Source organism: Oscillibacter sp. GMB15532 (assembly GCF_041020825.1).
Classification (GTDB): domain Bacteria; phylum Bacillota; class Clostridia; order Oscillospirales; family Oscillospiraceae; genus Oscillibacter.
Genome location: NZ_JBEVTO010000001.1, coordinates 395,958 through 416,502 on the forward strand (window position 1 = coordinate 395,958; position 20,545 = coordinate 416,502).

General features: G+C 58.3%; 35 protein-coding genes. 1 reads left to right on the top strand and 34 read right to left on the bottom strand.

The annotated features are described in order from the left end of the window. Positions 1–60 precede the first annotated feature (60 nt). The 30 genes from rpsD to rpsJ all read right to left on the bottom strand — a co-directional run bounded on the left by rpsD (position 61) and on the right by rpsJ (position 14,754). A complete protein-coding gene (rpsD, locus tag ABVS15_RS01815; protein WP_369282081.1) occupies positions 61–663 on the bottom strand; it encodes a 30S ribosomal protein S4 in 603 nt (200 codons plus the stop codon). A 20-nt stretch (positions 664–683) separates the two neighbouring features. After that, positions 684–1,091, bottom strand: coding sequence for a 30S ribosomal protein S11 (gene rpsK / locus ABVS15_RS01820; RefSeq protein ID WP_293009143.1), 408 nt, complete (start codon positions 1,089–1,091; stop codon positions 684–686). A 15-nt stretch (positions 1,092–1,106) separates the two neighbouring features. Then, positions 1,107–1,472, bottom strand: coding sequence for a 30S ribosomal protein S13 (gene rpsM, locus ABVS15_RS01825; protein WP_293009145.1), 366 nt, complete (start codon positions 1,470–1,472; stop codon positions 1,107–1,109). Between the two features lie 25 nt (positions 1,473–1,497). After that, complete coding sequence (gene rpmJ, locus ABVS15_RS01830) at positions 1,498–1,611, bottom strand: 50S ribosomal protein L36 (RefSeq protein ID WP_014116882.1); 114 nt, start codon at positions 1,609–1,611, stop codon at positions 1,498–1,500. Between the two features lie 62 nt (positions 1,612–1,673). Beyond that, on the bottom strand, positions 1,674–1,892 hold the full coding sequence (gene infA, locus ABVS15_RS01835; protein ID WP_014116881.1) for a translation initiation factor IF-1: 219 nt from the start codon (positions 1,890–1,892) through the stop codon (positions 1,674–1,676). A gap of 3 nt (positions 1,893–1,895) precedes the next feature. Next, positions 1,896–2,180 (bottom strand): KOW domain-containing RNA-binding protein, encoded by a 285-nt coding sequence (locus ABVS15_RS01840; protein WP_294856670.1) that lies wholly within the window; start codon positions 2,178–2,180, stop codon positions 1,896–1,898. A 10-nt stretch (positions 2,181–2,190) separates the two neighbouring features. Continuing rightward, on the bottom strand, positions 2,191–2,943 hold the full coding sequence (gene map / locus ABVS15_RS01845; RefSeq protein WP_369282082.1) for a type I methionyl aminopeptidase: 753 nt from the start codon (positions 2,941–2,943) through the stop codon (positions 2,191–2,193). Between the two features lie 7 nt (positions 2,944–2,950). After that, a complete protein-coding gene (locus ABVS15_RS01850; RefSeq protein ID WP_369282083.1) occupies positions 2,951–3,583 on the bottom strand; it encodes an adenylate kinase in 633 nt (210 codons plus the stop codon). Positions 3,584–3,600: 17 nt separating this feature from the next. Beyond that, positions 3,601–4,971, bottom strand: coding sequence for a preprotein translocase subunit SecY (gene secY, locus ABVS15_RS01855; RefSeq protein ID WP_369282084.1), 1,371 nt, complete (start codon positions 4,969–4,971; stop codon positions 3,601–3,603). Between the two features lies 1 nt (position 4,972). Further along, positions 4,973–5,413: a 50S ribosomal protein L15 gene (gene rplO, locus ABVS15_RS01860; protein ID WP_369282085.1), complete on the bottom strand. Its 441-nt coding sequence runs from the start codon at positions 5,411–5,413 to the stop codon at positions 4,973–4,975. Positions 5,414–5,427: 14 nt separating this feature from the next. Beyond that, the gene (rpmD, locus tag ABVS15_RS01865) at positions 5,428–5,610 is read right to left on the bottom strand and encodes a 50S ribosomal protein L30 (RefSeq protein WP_369282086.1); all 183 of its coding nucleotides are present in this window, start codon (positions 5,608–5,610) and stop codon (positions 5,428–5,430) included. Between the two features lie 13 nt (positions 5,611–5,623). Then, positions 5,624–6,124: a 30S ribosomal protein S5 gene (gene rpsE, locus ABVS15_RS01870; RefSeq protein ID WP_293007401.1), complete on the bottom strand. Its 501-nt coding sequence runs from the start codon at positions 6,122–6,124 to the stop codon at positions 5,624–5,626. 18 nt (positions 6,125–6,142) lie between these two features. Beyond that, complete coding sequence (gene rplR / locus ABVS15_RS01875; RefSeq protein WP_369282087.1) at positions 6,143–6,502, bottom strand: 50S ribosomal protein L18; 360 nt, start codon at positions 6,500–6,502, stop codon at positions 6,143–6,145. A gap of 14 nt (positions 6,503–6,516) precedes the next feature. Next, positions 6,517–7,062, bottom strand: a complete 546-nt coding sequence (rplF, locus tag ABVS15_RS01880) for a 50S ribosomal protein L6 (protein ID WP_294856677.1) — start codon at positions 7,060–7,062, stop codon at positions 6,517–6,519. 15 nt (positions 7,063–7,077) lie between these two features. After that, the gene (rpsH, locus tag ABVS15_RS01885) at positions 7,078–7,476 is read right to left on the bottom strand and encodes a 30S ribosomal protein S8 (protein WP_369282088.1); all 399 of its coding nucleotides are present in this window, start codon (positions 7,474–7,476) and stop codon (positions 7,078–7,080) included. Positions 7,477–7,646: 170 nt separating this feature from the next. Further along, positions 7,647–7,832, bottom strand: coding sequence for a type Z 30S ribosomal protein S14 (locus tag ABVS15_RS01890; RefSeq protein ID WP_091127912.1), 186 nt, complete (start codon positions 7,830–7,832; stop codon positions 7,647–7,649). 15 nt (positions 7,833–7,847) lie between these two features. Next, the gene (rplE, locus tag ABVS15_RS01895; RefSeq protein ID WP_369282089.1) at positions 7,848–8,387 is read right to left on the bottom strand and encodes a 50S ribosomal protein L5; all 540 of its coding nucleotides are present in this window, start codon (positions 8,385–8,387) and stop codon (positions 7,848–7,850) included. A 19-nt stretch (positions 8,388–8,406) separates the two neighbouring features. After that, positions 8,407–8,718, bottom strand: coding sequence for a 50S ribosomal protein L24 (gene rplX, locus ABVS15_RS01900; protein WP_293007387.1), 312 nt, complete (start codon positions 8,716–8,718; stop codon positions 8,407–8,409). A 14-nt stretch (positions 8,719–8,732) separates the two neighbouring features. Beyond that, complete coding sequence (rplN, locus tag ABVS15_RS01905) at positions 8,733–9,101, bottom strand: 50S ribosomal protein L14 (protein WP_040663505.1); 369 nt, start codon at positions 9,099–9,101, stop codon at positions 8,733–8,735. A gap of 14 nt (positions 9,102–9,115) precedes the next feature. Continuing rightward, complete coding sequence (gene rpsQ, locus ABVS15_RS01910; protein WP_041615533.1) at positions 9,116–9,373, bottom strand: 30S ribosomal protein S17; 258 nt, start codon at positions 9,371–9,373, stop codon at positions 9,116–9,118. Between the two features lie 23 nt (positions 9,374–9,396). Beyond that, positions 9,397–9,597: a 50S ribosomal protein L29 gene (gene rpmC, locus ABVS15_RS01915; RefSeq protein WP_293007381.1), complete on the bottom strand. Its 201-nt coding sequence runs from the start codon at positions 9,595–9,597 to the stop codon at positions 9,397–9,399. 1 nt (position 9,598) lies between these two features. Then, entirely contained in the window at positions 9,599–10,036 is a 438-nt protein-coding gene (gene rplP / locus ABVS15_RS01920) for a 50S ribosomal protein L16 (protein ID WP_293007379.1), read from the bottom strand. After that, complete coding sequence (gene rpsC / locus ABVS15_RS01925; RefSeq protein ID WP_369282090.1) at positions 10,036–11,124, bottom strand: 30S ribosomal protein S3; 1,089 nt, start codon at positions 11,122–11,124, stop codon at positions 10,036–10,038. Before rpsC ends, rplP begins: the two co-directional genes overlap by 1 nt. Before the next feature lie 18 nt (positions 11,125–11,142). Beyond that, positions 11,143–11,487: a 50S ribosomal protein L22 gene (gene rplV / locus ABVS15_RS01930; protein ID WP_294856695.1), complete on the bottom strand. Its 345-nt coding sequence runs from the start codon at positions 11,485–11,487 to the stop codon at positions 11,143–11,145. An 18-nt stretch (positions 11,488–11,505) separates the two neighbouring features. Beyond that, complete coding sequence (gene rpsS / locus ABVS15_RS01935) at positions 11,506–11,769, bottom strand: 30S ribosomal protein S19 (protein ID WP_294856696.1); 264 nt, start codon at positions 11,767–11,769, stop codon at positions 11,506–11,508. Between the two features lie 15 nt (positions 11,770–11,784). Continuing rightward, positions 11,785–12,618 (bottom strand): 50S ribosomal protein L2, encoded by an 834-nt coding sequence (gene rplB, locus ABVS15_RS01940; protein WP_312159819.1) that lies wholly within the window; start codon positions 12,616–12,618, stop codon positions 11,785–11,787. A 36-nt stretch (positions 12,619–12,654) separates the two neighbouring features. After that, positions 12,655–12,951, bottom strand: coding sequence for a 50S ribosomal protein L23 (gene rplW, locus ABVS15_RS01945; protein WP_294856698.1), 297 nt, complete (start codon positions 12,949–12,951; stop codon positions 12,655–12,657). After that, positions 12,951–13,574: a 50S ribosomal protein L4 gene (rplD, locus tag ABVS15_RS01950; RefSeq protein WP_369282091.1), complete on the bottom strand. Its 624-nt coding sequence runs from the start codon at positions 13,572–13,574 to the stop codon at positions 12,951–12,953. Before rplD ends, rplW begins: the two co-directional genes overlap by 1 nt. An 18-nt stretch (positions 13,575–13,592) precedes the next feature. Then, positions 13,593–14,312 carry a 50S ribosomal protein L3 gene (gene rplC, locus ABVS15_RS01955; protein WP_369282092.1) on the bottom strand — a complete coding sequence of 240 codons (720 nt, stop codon included), beginning with the start codon at positions 14,310–14,312 and terminating at the stop codon, positions 13,593–13,595. Positions 14,313–14,442: 130 nt separating this feature from the next. Beyond that, positions 14,443–14,754, bottom strand: coding sequence for a 30S ribosomal protein S10 (gene rpsJ / locus ABVS15_RS01960; RefSeq protein ID WP_014116856.1), 312 nt, complete (start codon positions 14,752–14,754; stop codon positions 14,443–14,445). Positions 14,755–15,226: 472 nt separating this feature from the next. Here rpsJ and ABVS15_RS01965 point away from each other — a divergent pair, with 472 nt between their 5' ends. Next, entirely contained in the window at positions 15,227–16,843 is a 1,617-nt protein-coding gene (locus ABVS15_RS01965) for a putative manganese-dependent inorganic diphosphatase (protein ID WP_369282093.1), read from the top strand. 318 nt (positions 16,844–17,161) lie between these two features. Here the strand turns inward: ABVS15_RS01965 and ABVS15_RS01970 are convergent, their stop codons facing one another. The 4 genes from ABVS15_RS01970 to rlmD form a co-directional block, all read right to left on the bottom strand. Then, positions 17,162–17,860, bottom strand: a complete 699-nt coding sequence (locus ABVS15_RS01970) for an MBL fold metallo-hydrolase (RefSeq protein WP_369282094.1) — start codon at positions 17,858–17,860, stop codon at positions 17,162–17,164. A gap of 95 nt (positions 17,861–17,955) precedes the next feature. Then, positions 17,956–18,567 carry a DNA-3-methyladenine glycosylase gene (locus ABVS15_RS01975; protein WP_369282095.1) on the bottom strand — a complete coding sequence of 204 codons (612 nt, stop codon included), beginning with the start codon at positions 18,565–18,567 and terminating at the stop codon, positions 17,956–17,958. Positions 18,568–18,633: 66 nt separating this feature from the next. Then, entirely contained in the window at positions 18,634–19,056 is a 423-nt protein-coding gene (locus ABVS15_RS01980) for a GNAT family N-acetyltransferase (RefSeq protein ID WP_369282096.1), read from the bottom strand. Between the two features lie 87 nt (positions 19,057–19,143). Continuing rightward, complete coding sequence (gene rlmD / locus ABVS15_RS01985) at positions 19,144–20,505, bottom strand: 23S rRNA (uracil(1939)-C(5))-methyltransferase RlmD (protein WP_369282097.1); 1,362 nt, start codon at positions 20,503–20,505, stop codon at positions 19,144–19,146. Positions 20,506–20,545: the final 40 nt, after the last annotated feature.

Here is a 20,545-nt window from a genome sequence, read left to right on the forward strand (position 1 = left end):
GCGGCAAAGCCCAAGGGCAGGCCGCGTTCGGTTCCTGTCATCTTCGAGGGCGTCCTCCGATTACTTGGAGTACAACTCGACGATGAGGTGTTCCTCGATGGGAAGATCGATGTCCTCGCGGGCGGGCATCCGCACCACAGTGCCCTTCAGCGTATTCTTTTCGCGCTCCAGCCACGAAGGCAGCAGGAACATCACGGCGTTCTCGCCCACAAGGCGCTTGAACGCTGCGGAGGAGCGGCTGGATTCCGCAACCTCAATCACGTCTCCCGCCTTCACCAGATAAGAAGGAATGTTGACCTTCTTGCCGTTGACGGTGAAATGCCCATGGTTCACCAGCTGACGGGCCTCGCGGCGGGTCATGGCAAAGCCCATGCGGTACACCACGTTGTCCAGCCGACGCTCTACCAGAATCAGCAGGTTGTCGCCGGTCTTGCCGGGAGTGGCCACGGCCTTTTCATAGTAGCTGTGGAACTGCTTTTCGAGAATTCCGTAAATAAACTTGACTTTCTGCTTCTCGTTCATCTGAGTCGCATACTCGCTCTTCTTCTTTCTCATCTGGCCGCCGGGATTACGCTTGGTTTCCTTCTTGGCGTAACCCATCACGGCAGGAGAAATGCCCAGAGTCTTGCAGCGCTTGGCAATGGGCTGCATATTCTTAGCCATAAAGCTTTACCTCCTTCAAATCAGACACGGCGACGCTTCGGGGGACGGCAGCCGTTGTGAGGAATGGGAGTGACGTCCTTAATCATTGTCACTTCCAGGCCCACGGCCTGCAGCGCCCGGATCGCAGCCTCACGGCCCTGACCGGGTCCCTTCACGAAAACCTCGACGGTCTTCAGTCCGTGCTCCATGGCGGCGCGGGCGGCAGTCTCCGCCGCGGTCTGCGCCGCAAAGGGCGTGGACTTCTTGCTGCCCCGGAAGCCGAGGCCGCCGGAGGAAGCCCAGGAGAGCGCGTTGCCCTGGGAGTCGGTAACAGTCACCATGGTGTTGTTGAAGGAAGAGCGGATATGGACCTGGCCACGCTCAATATGCTTTTTCTCGCGGCGGCGGCGGACGACTTTCTTTCCACCGGAACTTGCTGTCTTAGCCATTTTCGTTCTCCCTCCTTACTTCTTCTTGTTCGCAATGGTCTTCTTGGGACCTTTGCGGGTACGAGCATTGGTCTTGCTGCGCTGTCCGCGGACAGGCAGGCCTCTGCGGTGACGCAGGCCGCGATAGCAGCCAATCTCCGTCAGGCGCTTGATGTCCAGCGCGGTCTGGCGACGCAGGTCGCCTTCCACGGAATAAGCCTCAATGGCGTCGCGGAGCTGCTGCTCCTCGGCGTCCGTCAGATCCTTCACGCGGGTATCGGGGTTGATGCCCGTCTGCGCCAGGATGTCCTTGGCGCTCTTTCTGCCGATTCCGTAGATATAAGTCAGTCCGATTTCGATCCGCTTATCCTTCGGCAGGTCAATGCCGGCGATACGTGCCATACTCTTAAAGCACCTCCATTTTTAATTAGCCCTGTCTCTGCTTGTGCTTGGGGTTCTCGCAAATAACCATGACACGGCCTTTGCGGCGAATGACCTTACACTTTTCGCACATGGGCTTCACGGACGGTCTTACCTTCATGTCTAACCATTCCTTTCAGCTTTTGTTCCCAGCCGCCAAGAGCGGCGTAGGCAGTGTGTTCGTTACTTTGTACGCCAGGTGATCCGGCCCCGGGTCAGGTCGTATGGTGACATTTCCACCGTGACCTTGTCGCCAGGCAGGATCCTGATGAAATTCATTCTGAGTTTCCCGGAGATGTGCGCCAGGATCGTATGTCCATTGCCGATGTCCACCTTAAACGTGGTGTTGGGCATGGATTCAACCACAACGCCCTCTACTTCGATCATATCGGATTTTGCCAAGCCTTATCCCTCCTGGTCCGGATGAACCTCCCCGCGGTATTCCGCGAGGGCTCTGCGAAGTTCGCTGTTCGTGACTTTTTCTTCGCCTTTAATTTTTGTGGAAAGGCGGGTGTCGTCAGCGGCAACAAACAGCACATGTCTGCGCTTTTTGCGCTTGGGCGACTCTACCCTCCGTGATTTCCCATCCGCCAGCAGCAGGTATTCCCCCTCCACGCTCATCACGCAGAAAAGCTTTCCCCGGTCCCTGCCGGCGCTGGACTGAACAATATTCGACTTTGCGATCTCCATAAGCACTCTCTCAAATTGCAGGAGCCGTCAAAATTTCCGGCTCGCCGTCGGTAATCAGGATCGTGTTCTCATAGTGGGCGGCGTTCTTTCCGTCCGCAGTGCGGACAGTCCAGCCATCGCTCATCTGATAAATGGAGGCGGACCCGGCGTTCACCATGGGTTCAACCGCAATCGTCATCCCCTTGAGGAGCCTGGGGCCCCGGCCGGGATGACCGTAGTTTGGAATCTCAGGGGATTCGTGCATATCCGCGCCGACCCCGTGGCCGACGAATTCCCGCACGATTCCGTATCCATGAGCTTCCGCATAAGCCTGCACCGCCGCAGAGATATCTCCAGTGCGGTTGCCTGAACGTGCCTGCTTGATTCCCTCGAAAAAGCTCTGTCTGGTCACATCAATCAGGTCCTGAGCCTCCTTAGAAACGGTTCCGCAGGCAAAGGTTGCCGCGCAGTCCCCGTGAAATCCGCCGATATACGCGCCCACATCCACGCTGACGATATCACCCTCCAGCAGCACCCGCTTGCCGGGGATGCCGTGAATAATCTCGTCGTTGACGCTGATGCAGACGGACGCCGGATAGCCCTGATAGTGCAGGAAGGACGGCACCGCGTGGTTCTTTCGGATAAATCGCTCCACTTCGTCGTTGATCTCCTGGGTTGTAACGCCGGGCTTTACCATTTCCCCTGCCAAGGCACGGGCAGCCGCGGTAAGTTTTCCCGCTCGGCGCATCAAGTCGATCTCCTCCGGGGATTTGAGAATAATCATTCTGTCCTCATTTCCCCAACGCGCGGAGGATTGCCTGGGAGGTCGCAGCCACAGTGGGCTGGTTCTCCACATATTCCAGAACGCCCCGGGACTTGTAAAAGTCCTTCAGCGGCTCTGTCTCCTTGTGATAGACCGCGAGGCGGTGTTCCACAACCTCGGGGTCGTCGTCATGACGGCGGCTCAGTTTACCGCCGCACTTGTCGCAGATTCCCTCCTGCTTGGGGGGAACCGCCACCACGTGAAAGCTGGCGCTGCACTGTTCGCACACCCGCCGGCCCGCCATGCGCTCTTCAATCTCCGCATCGGAGATTTCGATGGAAATTACGTGGTCAAAGTAAATACCGGCCTTCTCCAGCGCCTCGGCCTGAGCGATGGTGCGGGGCACCCCGTCCAGAATGTAGCCGTTAGCGCAGTCCGGCTCCGCCAGCCGGTCCGAGATGACGCCAATGATGACCTCATCAGGGACCAGCTTGCCCGCGTCCATAAAGGACTTCGCCTTCAGGCCGGTGGGCGTGCCGTTTTTCACGGCCGCGCGGAGAATGCTTCCGGTTGAAATCGTGGGAATGGAAAATTCCTTGCACAGAATTTCAGCCTGTGTCCCTTTTCCGGCGCCAGGTGCGCCCAACAGGATCAGTTTCATTCCATTTCGCCTCTTTCTTATTCCAGGAAGCCCTTATACTGGCGCATCAGCATCTGGGATTCCAGCGCGCGCACTGTTTCCAGCGCCACGCCCACGATAATGATGACCGAGGTACCGCCAATGCCCAGCGTGCTGTTTTTAATCACAATGCCGGCAACCAGGGGAACCATAGCCACAATACCCAGATAGATGGCGCCAAAGAGCGTCACCTTGTTCAAAACCTTCCGGATGAAGTCCACCGTGGGCTTGCCCGGACGGAAACCGGGGATAAAGCCGCCCTGCTTTTTCAGGTTGTTGGCAATCTCCACGGGATTGAACTGAATGGTAGAGTAGAAATAACTGAAGCCAATGATCAGGATGAAATACACCGCCATATAGAGAATGGACTTGGTGTCCAGGAACTGAGAAAGTGCATAGCTGAAGCTTCCCTCCTCGCCCACGCCGGTAAACGCCATAATGGTGGCCGGCAGAGAAGCGATGGACTGGGCGAAGATGATGGGCAGCACGCCCGACATATTCACCTTCATGGGAAGGGTGGAGGTCTGGCCGCCGTACATCTTCCGGCCCACCTGCCGCTTGGCATACTGGACGGGGATGCGGCGTTCAGCGCCGTTGATAAACACAATGAACACAATCAGCGCCAGAATACCCACCAGAATCAGAACCACGCTCCAGGGAGCCATTGCCTGATCCAGCATATACTTTGCGTTTGTCGCCGAGTAGCCTGCATCCAGCAGCGTCTGCTCTGTCAGCGCTCCGCTGCGAACGCCGGACCAGGTGATCACACCCTCGTACATCCCGGACACCATGCTGGGAACGCGGGAAAGAATGCCCGCGAACAGGATGATGGAGATGCCGTTACCCACGCCGAACTCAGTAACCTGCTCGCCCATCCACATCACGAAGGAGGAACCGGCGATGAAGGACACAATGATCACCAGTGCGGGCCAGATGCCTGCGTCAGTGAGGATGTCGTAGCGCTTCATAATCATATAGTAGCCGAACGCCTGCAAAATGGCGATGGCCACAGTGGCATACCGGGTGATAGACTGAATCTTCTTCCGGCCTTCCTCGCCGCCCTCCTTGGCCAGCCGCTCCAGAGCGGGAATGGCCACGGTAAGCAGCTGAATGATAATGGAGCTGTTGATATAGGGCTGGATGCTCAGTGCGAAGACAGTTGCCTGTGCAAACGCCCCGCCGCTCATCACGTTATACAGCCCCAAAATGGTGGTGGTCTGGCTGTTCAGATAGCTGGACAGCGTGGCCGTGTCCACATAGGGAACGGTGATGGCGTTACCGATGCGGAAAATGAGCAAAATCAGCAAAGTGAAAATGATCTTCTTCCGCAGCTCGGGAATATCCCATGCTTTGCGAATTGTTTCGATCACGTTACTTCACCTCGGCCTTTCCGCCAGCTGCCTCGATTGCCTCCTTGGCAGATGCGGAGAAGGCAGAGGCCTGCACCGTCACTTTTTTTGTGACCTTGCCGTTGCCCAGCACCTTGAATCCATAGGTGCACTTGGAGAGAACACCTTTCTCCAGCAACGCCTGATCGGTGACGGTTTCGCCGTCTTCAAACACGTCCAGTGCGCTGAGGTTGATAATCTCCAAGGGCTTTGCAAAGATATTGTTGAATCCGCGCTTGGGAACGCGGCGTGCCAGAGGCATCTGGCCGCCCTCGAAGCCCACGCGGACCTTGCCGCCGCTGCGGGCCTTCTGGCCCTTGTGGCCGCGGCCGCCGGTCTTGCCGTTGCCGCTGCCGGCGCCCCGGCCCTTGCGGTAGGGCTGCTGGACGGAGCCTTCGGCGGGAGACAGTTCGTTGAGTTTCATGTTTCCGTGCCTCCTTATTTCACTTCGGCGACCTGCAGCAGATAGCCGATCTTGGCGATCTTGCCGCGGGTCTGGTCATTGTCGGGCTGCACGGCGATATCACCGATTTTGCGCAGACCCAGGGAATGGGCGGTCAGAATCTGCTTTTCCAGACGACCGTTCAGGCTCTTGACGAGCTTAATATTTAAGTTTGCCATAATAAGCCCCTCCTTAACCCACAATCTCGCTGACGCTCTTGCCCCGGATCCGAGCCACTTCTTCCGGCCCGCGCATAGAGCGCAGTCCCTCGAAGGCGGCGGCGACCACGTTGTTGGCATTGTTAGAGCGCAGGCACTTGGTACGAATATCCTTAATTCCGGCAGCTTCCACCACGGCGCGGACAGCGCCGCCGGCAATCACGCCGGTACCGGGGGCGGCGGGCTTCATCAGCACGCGTCCGGCGCCGGAAGCGCCGATCACCTCGTGGGGAATGGTGGACCCGGCCAGGGTCACGGTAATCATGTTCTTCTTCGCGGACTCCAGGCCCTTGCGGATGGCCTCGGGAACCTCGGCGGCCTTGCCCAGGCCATAGCCGACCTTACCCTTCTGGTCACCCACCACCACCAGAGCGGAGAACTTCATCACGCGGCCGCCCTTAACGGTTTTGGAAACTCGGTTGAGGGCAACAACCTTCTCTGCGTACTCGCTGGGCTCTCTTTCAAATCTAGGCATGTTGTTTACCTCCTCCGATCAAAACTTCAGGCCGCCCTCGCGGGCGCCTTCGGCCAGTGCCTGAACACGGCCATGATACAGATAACCACCGCGGTCGAAAACCACGTTCTCGATTCCCTTCGCCTTGGCCCGCTCGGCAATGAGCTTGCCCACGGCGGCAGCGGCGGTGGCGTTGCCGCCGTAACCGGCGATCTCTTTATCCAGAGAAGACGCGGCCGCCAGGGTCTCGCCCTTTACATCGTCGATCACCTGAGCATAAATGTTAGACTCGCTGCGGAAGACATTCAGGCGGGGAGTAGCGGCGGTGCCGGAGATTTTGGCACGCACCCTCTTGTGACGCTTCAGGCGCTGAGCGTTTGTATTCGGCTTTTTAATCATATCGGCACACCTCCTTACTTCTTGGCGCCGGTCTTACCAACCTTGCGGCGGATGACCTCGTCAGAATACTTAATACCCTTGCCCTTATAAGGCTCGGGGGGACGCTTCTCGCGGATTTCGGCGGCAAACTGGCCCACAGCCTGCTTGTCGCAGCCGCGCACGATGATTTTATTGGGAGCGGGGACCTCAATGGTGATGCCCTCGATCTCGGAAACGATCACCTGATGGGAGAAACCCAGGTTCATCACCAGGTTCTTGCCCTCCTTAGCCACACGGTAGCCCACGCCGTTGACGTCCAGCTCTTTGGTGAACTCATTGGCGACACCCTCCACCATATTGTGGAGCAGGGTGCGGGTCAGGCCGTGCAGGGCCTTGTGCTGCTTATCCTCGGAGGGACGGTCCACGGTGATCGTGTTGCCGTCCTGCTTGATGATCATTTCGGGGCGCAGGGCCCGGGCAAGCTCGCCCTTGGGACCCTTCACGGTGACCACATTACCCTCTGCCACGTTGACGGTGACGCCGGCGGGGACGGTAATGGGCATTCTGCCGATTCTAGACATGATTCAGTACCCTCCTTACCAGACGAACGCCAGGACTTCGCCGCCGACATGTCCCTCGCGGGCCTTCTTGTCGGTCATGATGCCCTTTGACGTGGAAATGATCGCGATACCCAGGCCGCGGAGCACGCGGGGCAGCTCATCGGCGCCCACATAGACGCGCAGGCCGGGCTTGCTGACACGGCGAAGACCTGTAATGACCTTCTCCTTGCCGGCGTTGTACTTCAAGGTGATGTGGATGATGCCCTGCAGGCCGTCTTCCACCACCTGGAAGCTCTTGATATAGCCCTCGTCCAGCAGAATCTGAGCAATGCTCTTCTTCATGTTGGAGGCAGGGACATCAACGGTGTCGTGCTTTGCGCTGTTGGCGTTGCGGATGCGGGTGAGCATATCCGCAACTGGATCTGTGATATGCATGGATAAATCCTCCTGTTTTTAGAGTTACGGTTCCGAAGAACCGTTCAGGCAGCGAGGTATCACTATGAATGGAGCAGTCCGCTCGCGCGTGGTGCCCGATTCACAGTGACCTTTCGCCATCCTTCCACCAGGGCTTTCGCCCCAAGCGACAAAAGAAAACTCGGTGGGCCTTAGAAAGACGCCTTCCGAACGCCGGGGATCTCGCCCTTGTAGGCCAGCTCACGGAAGCAAATACGGCAAACGCCGTAGTCCCGGAGATAGGCATGGGGGCGACCGCAGAGCTTGCAGCGGTTGTACTTCCGGGAAGAGAACTTCGCGGGAGCCTGCTGCTTCAAAATCATAGACTTCTTAGCCATTCTTCTCTTCCTTCCTTACTTGGCGAAGGGAGCGCCGACCTGCTCCAGCAGGGCGCGGGCTTCCTCGTCGGTTTTTGCGGTGGTGCAGATAACCACATCCATGCCGCGGATCTTGTCGATCTTATCGTACTCGATTTCCGGGAAAATCAACTGCTCCCGAATGCCCAGAGCATAGTTGCCCCGGCCGTCAAAGGAGTTGGGGTTGATACCCTGGAAATCGCGGACGCGGGGCAGAGCCACGTTGAACAGCCGGTCCAGGAATTCCCACATCTTTGCGCCGCGGAGAGTGACCTTCGCGCCGATGGGCATTTCCTCACGGAGCTTGAAGTTCGCGATGGACTTGCGGGCCTTGGTGATGATGGGCTTCTGGCCGGTAATCTGGGCCAGATCGCCCACCACGTTCTCAAGAACCTTGGCGTTTTCCCGGGCCTCGCCGCAGCCCACGTTCACGACAACCTTGTCGATCCGGGGAATCTGCATGACGCTCTTGTATTCAAACTGCTTCATGAGCGCGGGAGCGACTTCGGCGCCGTATTTTTCTTTCAGTGTTGCCATGTTCGTCTACTCCCCTTTCTCACAGCGCGGCGCCGCAGTGCTTGCACACGCGGACGCTCTTGCCGTTTTCGATCTTGTGGGCAACACGGGTGCCCTTGCTGCACTTGGGGCAGACTACCTGCACCTTGCAGGAAGCAATCGCCGCCTCGCGCTTGACAATACCGCCGGTCTCGCCCTGCTTGCGGGGCTTGACGTGGCAGGTCACCATGTTGATGCCTTCCACCACAACCCGGCTGGTCTTGGGCACGCTGCCCAGGACCTTGCCCTGCTTACCCCGGTCCTTGCCGGAGAGAACGACCACGGTGTCGCCCTTTTTGATATTCATAGACATATCAGGCGTCCTCCTCAAATCACTTCGGGAGCCAGGGACAGGATTTTCATGTAATCCTTGTCGCGCAGCTCGCGTGCAACCGGCCCAAAGATACGGGTTCCTCTGGGGTTCTGGTCGTCCTTAATGAGGACGGCAGCGTTATCGTCGAAGCGGACATAGGTGCCGTCGTTGCGGCGGACGCCCTTGGCGCTGCGAACGATGACGGCTTTGACCACCTCGCCCTTTTTCACGGTGCCACCCGGCTGGGCCTTGCGGACAGACGCCACAATAACGTCGCCGATGTTGCCAAACTTGCGGGTGGAGCCGCCCAGAACGCGGATGCACTTGATCTCTTTGGCGCCGGTATTATCGGCAACCTTCAAATAGCTTTCCTGTTGGATCATAACTCGGCACCTCCTTACTTCGCTTTTTCAATAATCTCGACCACGCGCCACCGCTTGTCCTTGCTGAGGGGGCGGGTCTCCATAACCTTCACCTTGTCACCGATGCCGCATGCATTTTCCTCGTCGTGGGCCTTCAGCTTGTAGGTGCGGCCGACAATCTTCTTGTACAGGGGATGGGCCACGCGGTCCTCAATGGCCACAACCACGGTCTTATCCATCTTGTCGGACACAACCTTGCCGATTCTGGTCTTCCGGGAGGAAGTTCTCACCATTTCACTCATGTTCACTTACCTCCTTACTGCTTTCCGGAAGCCTGAAGCTCCCGCAACACGGTTTTGACTCTGGCAATGTCGTGCTTGGTTTCCCGAATCTTCAGGGGATTGTCAAGCTGGTTGGTGGCGTGCTGCATACGCAGGAAAAACAGATCCTTCTTCAGGCCGGTCAGCTTCTCGTTGAGCTGCTCAGCATTCATCTTGCGAACTTCACTTGCCTTCATCTTACTCACCTGCTTCCTGAGCCTCCGAAGCAGCCTCGCGGATGACCAGCTTCGTCTTGATGGGCAGCTTGTGGCTGGCCAGACGCAGGGCCTCGCGGGCGGTTTCTTCGGGAACGCCGGCAATCTCAAACATGATACGGCCGGGCTTCACTACTGCAACCCAAAACTCGGGGGAACCTTTACCGGAACCCATGCGGGTGTCGGCGGGCTTCTTGGTGACGGGCTTATCGGGGAAAATCTTGATCCAGACCTGACCGCCACGCTTGGTGTAGCGGGTCATGGCGATACGGGCCGCCTCAATCTGGTTGCTGGTGATCCAGCCGGGCTCCATGGCCTGGAGGCCGAACTGACCGTAGGTAATCGTGTTTCCGCGGTATGCCTTGCCGGTCATACGGCCACGGTGCACACGGCGGTATTTAACTCTCTTGGGCAGAAGCATTATTCAGCTCCTCCTTCCTTCTTGGGTTCAGCGGGGGCCGCAGGGGCAGCCGCCGGACGAGGGGTGTTGGTGTTGGGACGGTTGAAGCCGCCCTGAGGGCCGCGGTTGAAGCCACCCTGGCCGCCTGCGGGGCCGCGGTTGAAGCCGCCCTGTCCGCCTGCGGGGCCGCGGTTGAAGCCGCCCTGGCCGCCTGCGGGACCGCGGTTGAAGCCGCCCTGGCCGCCTGCGGGACCGCGGTTGAAGCCGCCCTGGCCGCCTGCGGGGCCGCGGTTGAAGCCGCCGCCCTGGCCGCCTGCGGGACCGCGGTTGAAGCCGCCGCCCTGACCGCCGGGGCCACGGTTGAAGCCGCCGGGCCGACGATCGCCGCCACGGAAGTCTCCATCACGGCGAGGCCGACGCTCACGACGCTCCTGATAGGGCTTCGTGGTATCCATGGTACGGGGAGTGGTGCGCAGGGTCTGAGAAAGGACCTCTCCCTTGTACACCCAGACCTTCACGCCGATGCGGCCGAAGGTGGTGGCAGCCTCCGCGAAGCCATAATCAATGTCGGCGCGGATAGTCTGCAGGGGGATAGTGCCCTCGTGATAGTGCTCAACGCCCGCGATCTCGCGGCCGCCCAGACGACCGGAGCAGCAGCACTTGATGCCCTTGGCACCGGCGCGCATGGCGCGGGCCATGGAATTCTTCATAGCGCGGCGGTGAGAGATGCGCTTTTCAAGCTGCTGGGCAATGTTCTCTGCCACAAGCTGGGCGTCCATGTCGGGGTTACGGACCTCAACGATGTTCAGCTTTACCTTCTTGCCGGTCATCTTCTCAACAGCCAGACGATACTGCTCGATCTGCTCGCCGCCCTTGCCGATGACCACGCCCGGACGGGCGCAGTGCAGGAAAATGGTGACCGTGTCGTTGCTGCGCTCAATCTCGATCTTGGGAACACCGGCACCGTACAGGGTCTTCTTCAGGTACTTGCGGATCTTCTGATCTTCGACGATCAGGTCGCCGACCTTCTCATCACTGGCATACCAACGGGAATCCCAGTCTTTGATGACGCCCACGCGCATGCCGTGGGGATTAACTTTCTGTCCCATAAAAAACTGTCTCCTCCCTTATGCCTTTTCCGCCACGGCCAGCGTGACGTGAGAGCTTCTCTTGTTGATGCGGTACGCGCGGCCCTGCGCCCGGGGCATCATCCGCTTGAGGATGGGGCCGGGGGTGGCGAAGACCTCACTGACGTACAGCTTGCTGGGGTCCATGGCGAAGTTGTTCTCCGCGTTAGCGGCGGCACTCTTGAGAAGCTTCATCAGAGGCTCGGATGCAGCCTTGGGGGTCTGCATCAGAATCGCCATGGCGGTGCCCACATCCTTGCCGCGAATCAGATCGCAGACGATCTGAATCTTGCGGGGAGCGATGCGGACATAGCGCAGGAATGCCTTTGCTTCATTGTTTTCCATATTTCGCATCCTCCTTTATCAGTTTTTCTTTGCGTGGCCGCGGAAGGTCCGGGTGGGGGCGAACTCGCCCAGCTTGTGACCCACCATGTCCTCCTGGACATAGACGGGCACGTGCTTGCGCCCGTCGTGCACGGCGATGGTATGACCCACGAAAGCGGGGAAGATGGTGGAGCTGCGGCTCCAGGTCTTCAGCACCTGCTTTTCGTTCTTCTCGTTCATTGCCTCAACCCGCTTGAGAAGCTCAGGGGCAACATACGGGCCTTTTTTGACAGATCTGCTCATAATCTACTTGCCTCCTTACTTCTCGTTCCGCCGCTTGACGATGAACTTGCTGGTGGGGTTCTTGCCCTTGCGGGTCTTGTAACCCATGGCGGGCTTGCCCCAAGGCGTCACGGGGCCGGGACGGCCGACGGGCGCACGGCCCTCGCCGCCGCCGTGGGGATGGTCGTTGGGGTTCATGACGCTGCCGCGGACCGTGGGACGCCAGCCCATGTGGCGCTTGCGTCCGGCCTTGCCGATGTTGATGTTCTCATGGTCGATGTTGCCGACCTGACCGATGGTGGCCATGCAGTTGATCCGCACGATACGCACCTCGCCGGAGGGCATACGAATCTGAGCATCCTTGCCCTCCTTGGCCATCAGCTGGGCGGAGGTTCCGGCGGAGCGCACCAGCTGGGCGCCGTTGCCGGGATGAAGCTCAATGTTGTGGATAATGGTACCCACGGGGATCTTCTCGATGGGCAGCGCGTTACCCGGCAGAATGTCGGCGTCGGGTCCGGTCATGATCTTGTGGCCGGACTTCATGCCCACGGGAGCCAGGATGTAGCGCTTTTCGCCGTCCTCGTACTGGATGAGGGCGATGTTGGCGCTGCGGTTGGGATCGTACTCCAGACGCAGGACGGTGGCGCTTCCCTGCTTGTCGCGCTTGAAGTCGATGATACGGTACTTGCGCTTGTTGCCGCCGCCGCGATGGCGGACGGTGATGCGGCCGTAGCTGTTGCGGCCAGAGGACTTCTTCAGAGACTCGGTGAGGCTGGGCTCGGGCTTGGCTTTCTTGTCAAGGCCGTCGAAACCGGAAACCGTCATCTGTCTTCTGGAAGGTGTCGTCGGCTTATAAGATTTAATAGACATCGCTTAACACTCCTTACAGTTATATCGGTTCCGGTCTTAGACCATCCCCTCGAAGAACTCGATGGTCTTGGATTCGTCGGTGAGCTGGACATAGGCCTTTTTCCAGGTCTTGGTCTTGCCGGGACGGCCTGCGCCGCGGCGCTTCTCCTTGCCCGGAACGGTCAGCGTGTTCACGCTTTTGACCTTTACGCCGAAGATTTCCTCAACGGCCTTCTTAATCTCGATCTTACCGGCTTCCTTGGCAACCTCGAAGACATATTTCTTGTCGGCGACGGCGCCCATGGCGCGCTCGGTGATGATCGGGCGGATCACGATATCGTAACTGGTGGCCATTACGCGAACACCTCCTCGATTTTGGCGAGCGCAGTCTGGTCAATGACCAACTTCTTGGCATTGAGAATGTCATAGACGCTCAGAATGGTGGCGGTGGTGGTGGACACGCCGGGAAGATTCCGGGCGCTCTTGACCACGACGTCGTCCTTCTCGGGGACGATGACCATGGCCTTGCCGTCCGCCTTGACGGCGTCCAAGAACTTGCGGAAGTCAGCGGTCTTGATGGCGTCCATCTTAATGGAATCCACAACGATGATCTCGCCGTCCGCGGCCTTGGCAGACAAGACAGACTTCAGCGCCAGGCGCTTGATCTTCTTGTTCAGGACATAGCTGTAATCCCGGGGCTTCGGGGCAAACACGATGCCGCCGTGGGTCCACTGGGGAGAACGGGTGGAACCCTGACGGGCATGGCCGGTTCCCTTCTGACGCCAGGGCTTTCTGCCGCCGCCGGAAACCTCGGCGCGGGTCAGGGCACTCTGGGTGCCCTGCCGGCAGTTGGCCAGGTGATTCTTTACGGCCTCGTGAACGACAGCCCCATTCGGCTCGATGCCAAAGACGGCGTCGCTCAGAGCGACCTCGCCGACCTTTGCGCCGGACATATTCAAAACTTCAACATTAGGCATATTCTAAGCACCCCTTTCTCACTTGCTTCTCGCGGAAGCCTTCTGCGGGTTGCGGCCGGAAGCCTTCTGCGGGTTGTGGCTGATGCCGGTCTCCACATTCTTGGCCCGGTGCGTCTTCACGGTGGTCTTCACGGTGACAAGGCTGCCCTTGGGTCCGGGAATCGCGCCGCAGACCACCAGCATATTCAGCTCCGGGTCCACCTTCACAACGGTCAGGTTCTGCACAGTGACCTGATCCACGCCCATGTGGCCCGCGCCGATCTTCCCCTTGAAAATCTTGGAGGGATCGGAAGAAGAGCCCATAGAGCCCGCATGACGGTGCACAGGGCCGCCGCCGTGACTGGTGGGCGTGCGGTGGGCGCCGTGGCGCTTGATAACGCCCGCAAAGCCGTGGCCCTTGCTGGTGCCGGTCACGTCCACGAAGTCTCCTGTCTGGAACACGTCGGCCTTTACAAGGTCGCCCACGTTCAGTTCAGCGCCATTTTCCAGGTTGAACTCCCGCAGGTGCTTCTTGGGGCCCACGCCCGCCTTGGTCAGATGGCCCATCTCAGGCTTGGTGAGCTTGCGCTCAGCCACGTCTTCATAGCCCAGCTGGACGGTTTCATAGCCGTCTCTCTCCGTGGTCTTCTTCATGGTGACCACGCAGGGACCGGCCTCGATCACGGTGACGGGAATTACGTGACCGTTTTCATCAAAGATCTGGCTCATGCCGACCTTTTTGCCGATGATTGCTTTCATGTATGTTCCTCCTTAAAGGTTATTGGTCGGCTTAGATACGGCCGCGCCGCATTGCTCTGCCGACATGACCCGTCCGCCTCGCAAGTCGGCGGACAATGGGTGAGCAACGAATTAAATGTGGGAAAGGGTCTTACAGCTTGATCTCAATCTCAACGCCCGCGGGCAGCTCCAGGGCCATCAGCGCTTCCACAGTCTTGGGGGTGGAGCGGGTGATGTCGATGAGGCGCTTGTGGGTGCGGCGCTCAAACTGCTCGCGGCTGTCCTTGTACTTGTGGACGGCGCGCAGGATGGTGACGACCTCTTTCCGGGTGGGCAGAGGGATGGGTCCGGAGACTTCGGCGCCGGTGCGCTTGGCAGTCTCGACGATCTTCTCTGCGCTCTGGTCGATGACCTGATGGTCATAGGCCTTCAGACGAATGCGAATCATTTGCTTCTGTGCCATAATTGTTTCCTCCTGATTTCGTACATAGTTTTTTGTTGTTCCGAAAACTGTGTACGGCGGGAAGTTTTTCTGTACGCTTATCCGTGCGTATCATTCTCGCTCATGAAAAATACCGGCGCAATACGGCCGGTATCCAAACATGGCGCAGCGATCTACGCAACGTGCAGATTCCTTCTCAGCCGCCCGATCATCGGACATACTCCCCGAAAGTTACCGGGGCAAGCCCCGCAATCTCCCGGTTCATCGCAGTTTGCGCGTTTTAGGCATAGTTCGCCCTTTGCGCGCTCAATTATGATACAAGATATATGTCCCAATGTCAAGTAGAATTTTATATTTTGCAGCATTTTGCGCAAAGATTCTTTGTAAAGGTTTGCGCGCGGTTTTCCTTGTAACCCCAGAGGGGATATAGTACAATGAAACCATCATCAATTTAACCGGGCCAACCCGCCCGTAAAGTGAAAGGAATATTTGCATGGACACCATCTATGTCACCGGGCACCGCAACCCCGACACAGACTCCATCGTCTCCGCCATGGCTTATGCCGCCCTGCGCAATTCTCTGGGGGACCGGGAATACACGGCGGCGTGCCTCGGCAGAGTAAACGATGAAACCCAGGCCGTGCTGGACCGTTTTGGCTTTGAGCCGCCCATGCTGCTGAAAAACGTGCGGACGCAGGTGGACGACCTCTCCTATGACACGCCGCCCCTGCTCAGCGCGGGGGTCACCGTCAGCCGGGCGTGGCGCGTGATTCATCAGGACGCCAATACCAAGGCCATTCCCGTGACCAATGAGGACGGAACGCTGTACGGAATGCTCTCCTCCGGGGATATTGCCTCCTATGATATCTCCTCCGTCCGCAATCCCCATGTCAGCAACATCCCCCTGTACAATCTGTTATCTGTTCTGGAGGGAAAGGTGCTCAACAAGGCCGGTGAGCAGGTGGACACTATCTCCGGTGAGGTGACCATTGCCCTGCCATCCTCCCGCAAAAATCTGATGTTTGACGCGAAGGACAGCATCGTGGTCTGCGGCGATCAGCCGGATATGATTCGTTACGCCATGGAGCTGGGGGTCCAGTGCCTGATCGTGTGTCAGTCGGAGGTAAGCGAGGAGCTGCGGACCATGGAGACGGAGACGTGCCTGATCTCCACGCCCTACGACGCCTACCGCACGGTGCGGCTAATCTGCCTTTCCCTGCCGGTGAACCGCATCTGTAAAACGGAAGACCTTGTCTCCTTCCATCTGGACGACTATATTGACGACGTGCGGGAGACAGTTTTGAAAAGCCGCTTCCGCTGCTACCCCATTCTGGACGATGAAGAGAAGGTGGTGGGAACGCTGTCCCGCTTCCATCTGCTGCGCCCCGCCCGCAAGCGGGTAGTTCTGGTGGACCACAACGAAGCGGCGCAGGCTGTCCGCGGGCTTGAGCAGGCGGAGATTCTGGAAATCATCGACCATCACCGTCTGGCGGACATCCAGACCGGGAATCCCATCTACGTGCGCAACGAGCCGGTGGGCAGCACAACCACCATTGTGGCGGGGATGTATCAGGACCGGGGCCTGATGCCCTCGGAGAAAATGGCGGGGCTGATGGCCGCGGCCATTCTCTCCGACACGGTTATGTTTAAATCCCCCACCTGCACCCAGCGGGACATTGACATGGCAAACCGCATGGCCCGTATTGCCAAAATTTCCTTAGACGAGCTGGGCCATATGATTTTCTCCGTTTCCAGCGGTGAAACCCACACGGCGGAGGAGCTTTTGATGACGGACTTCAAGGAGTTCCACATTGCGGGGCACGACCTGGGCGTGTCCCAGATTACCTGTGCGGACTCCGCCCAGTTCCTCGCCCGGAGAGAGGAGTTTGTGGAGTCGCTGCACCGGATGCGCACGGAGAAGCACTATGACTTGGCCATCCTGATGCTGACCGATGTGTTGCAGGAGGGCAGCCGCCTGTTTTTCGCGGGGGACGAGCAGACCATCCAGCAGGCGTTTAACGCCAAAACAGAAAACGGCAGCGTTTTCCTGCCCCACGTCATGTCCCGGAAGAAGCAGGTGATCCCCGCCCTCTCCGCTCTCTGGGGCTGAGGCGCAGGGCCCTGTTTTCAAATCCCGTCACACCAACGAAATACGAAAGAGCGTTTCATAGAAGTGCTTCAAATTATACAAAAACGGCTCCAGGACTTGTTTCCTGGAGCCGTTTTGTCTACAATCCGAGAGATCATATTAGAAGAACGATCTCTTTTTTAAGATTAGCACAATTAGTCAACTATTTTTACCATTGCGTGGCAGGTATCACCCTTCCCGGCATGGGACTGATCCAAAAACCCTGAGAGCGCCGCATAGCGGCGCTCTTTTTGTTTTCTTATATATAAGGTAATTAAGAAACCTGACACGAAACGGGCCTCAATTTGGCAAATACACCCCGCCGTGATAGCAGTAATACGCCCCCGCCTTCAGCGCCAGCAGCTTTTCAAGCGACGCCTCGGCCCCTTCCCTGTCCAGCGCAAATTGGGGGTTGGCCGTCACGGGCAGACCGTTTTCCAGCGCCATGGCATCCCCGGTCATCACAATGGACTCGTTTTCCAAGAGCAGAGAAATATGCCCCGGCGTGTGACCCGGGGTGCCGATGACACGGCAGCCGCCGCACCAGTCCAGCCATTCTCCGTCGCGCAAAAGCCCGTCTATCTCCACCGGTTCCACACGGCGCAGCAAATCGCAAAACGCCCGTCCGAATTCCTGCATCTCCGGCGGCAACGTTTCCTGCATCTCCTCCGCCTGCCGGAGCCGCAGCGGCTTTTCCCGCCCGGAGATAAACGGTTCCTCGGCGGGTGACGTATAAATCTTTATATCGGGATTCGCCCGCCGCAGCGCGGCGGCAGCGCCCATGTGGTCGTGGTCGTGATGGGTCAGGACAAGCCCCGTCAAATCCTGCACCGCCAGCCCGACTTTTTCTAATTCCCGTTCCACAATCGGCAGCGCTCCAATCCACCCGCAGTCCACAAGAACGGCGCACGCCCTGTCCCGCAGTACCGTAGGATAAACCGTCTCCTCCACTCCCTGAAACGCCATGGTAACGGTAAGCCTGTGTATTTCGTGTTCCATTCCTCATGTTCCTCTCTTCTTTGCAAGGTACGGCCCACTTTTTCGCAAGGCAAAAAACTTCCCCGCAACGCCGGAACTTTTTTACGGACATTTCCTCACCGGACCGACACGTATTTGTTATCCTTTATATAGAATCTCCACGGATAGTCCTTTGCCTCCCCGGCATAGTCCACACCTATCCGCTTTGCCGTCGCCACAGAAAAGTCCTTTTGTTCTCCTTCTTCTATATATAGCGCATCCCCACACAGGTCCGCGCCGTTCAACCGCCTGTCCAGCCCCAGCGCGCGGCACAGCTTTCCCGGCCCATTGGTCAGGCCAAGGCGCTGGCTTTTCGTCAGCTCACCGTAAAGCCCGCCAAACCGCGACAGCGCCATCTGCTCCAGCCCCTCCAGCGGCTCCAACCCACGAATCAAAACGGCTTGTGGAATTTCCTTCTGGGCTGTCACCACATTGAAGCAGCAGTGCATTCCATAGATCATAAAAATATAGGCAAAGCCCGCCTCTCCGTACATAATCTCCACCCGGGGCGTTCTCCTGCCGCCATAGGAATGGGCGGCCCGGTCTGCAACTCCCATATAAGCCTCCGTCTCCACAATCCGGGCCGCGATTCTCTCTCCGCCGGTTTCCCGGACAAGCACCTTGCCCAGAAGCGCCTTGGCAACAGAAATCGAATCCCGGCTGTAAAATGCCCTGTCCAGCTTATCCACGGCCAAATTCCTCCCGGCTTTCAACAATCGGGACTCATGCCCGACGCTCCCGCCTCAAAATATTCTTCACCTGCTCCAAACCATAGAATACTCCGCTTCTCCCGTGCTCTCGTCCACTTGCTCCCGGTTAATCGAAAACCCCTCCCGCTGATAAAAGCGAGCCGCTTTTCGATTCTTTTGATAAACCGATAAACTTAAGCTGGGGTAAAGCTCCTTTGCTCTATCAAGCAGCTGCTTTCCAACGCCCCTTGATTGCTCCTCACGGGAAACGAATATTCCGGCAATGTATCCGCTGTCAATTCCGATGAAGGCTTTAATATTACCCTCTATCTCACAAACATAGATTTCTGCTTCTGGAAGCATATGCTTCACAGAAGTAAAGTTGTTTTCCCAATAATCTGCCGGGATAAAGTCATGCGCCTGTATATTCGTATTCAGCCACAGGTTCATTACTTCTTCCAAATCTTTAATTTCAAATTCTCTAATCATTGTCTCCTCAGCGTATACTCCCGCCGCCGTTCTCGATTTCATGTGCTTTTGTGCCTTGGACCCACAATATTTTGAGATGGCGCCGCCTTATTCCCTCGCGCCTTTTCGGTGCGTCATCAACACTACGCACTCAACATGCGCCGTCCCGGGAAAGAGGTCCGCCGCCACCGCCCGCTCCGCCTGATAGCCCAGCGCGGAAAACTGCTTTAAATCCCGGGCCAACGTCGCTGGGTCGCAGGAGACGTACACCACCCGCTTCGGCCCCATAGCGGCCACGCTGTCCACCACCTCGGGGGCCAGACCTTTCCGGGGCGGGTCCACACAGATTACGTCGGGCCGCAGGCCCTCCCTTTCCAGCTTTGCAGCCACATCCGCCGCGTCCCCCAGAAAAAACTCCGCGTTTGAAATTCCGTTCCGCTCCGCGTTCTCCCGGGCGTTTTCAACCGCCTCGGGCACAATTTCCGCGCCGATTACCCGCTTCGCCGCCTTCGACATTGCCAGCGTGATGGTCCCTGCCCCACAGTACAAATCCAACACCGTCTCCGTCCCCGTCAGCCCCGCGAACTCCACGGCCTTGCCGTACAGCACCTCCGCCTGCTCCCGGTTCACCTGATAGAACGACGGCACAGACAGCTTGAACTCTAACCCGCACAGCTCGTCCATCAGAAAGTCCTGCCCCCAAAGCGTCCGATACCGCTCACCCAGAATCACGTTGCCCCGGCTGGCGTTGCCGTTGAGTACCACGCCCACGGTCTTCGGCACGGCAGCCAAAATCATGGCGACCAGCTCCGGTTCCCGAGGGGCGGTTTTGCCGTTGAGCACCACGCAGCAAAGGCTTTCCCCCGCCCGGTTGGTCCGGACGTAGACATGGCGCACCAGGCCCTTCCCCGCTGTTTCGTCATAGGGGGAAATGCCGTACTTTCTCATCCACGCACCAACAGCCCCGGCGGTTTCGTCCGCGGCGGTGGCGCAGATTTGGCAGTGCTCCACAGGAATCACCCGGTGGCTCCGCCGCCGGTAAAAGCCCACCGCACCGTCCGCCCCTACCGGATACTGCGCCTTGTTGCGGTAATGAAGCGGGTTTTCCGCCCCCAGAATTTCCTCCGCCCGCAGTGTAAGACCTCCGATGCGCCGAAGTGCGTCGTTCACCTTTTGCAGCTTGGATTGCAACTCCTCGGCATAGGTCATATGGCGATAGACACAGCCGCCGCACTCCCCGAAATAGGGGCAGTCCGGCTCCACCCGCTCCGGCGAGGTTGTCAAAATTTCTTCGATTTCCCCCGCGTAGCTGGTTTTCATGGCCTTGACAATGCGAAGCCGCACCTCTTCGCCGCGGACGGCGCGGGGTACGAATACCACCGCGCCGTTGATGCGAACAATGCCCAAGCCCTCGCTGGAGTAGCCCTCTACCGTGCCGGTATATGCCTGATTCAGCAATAAACGTTCCATAATCTTTTCCTTATTGTAAAGTAGCAGGAGCAGACAGGCG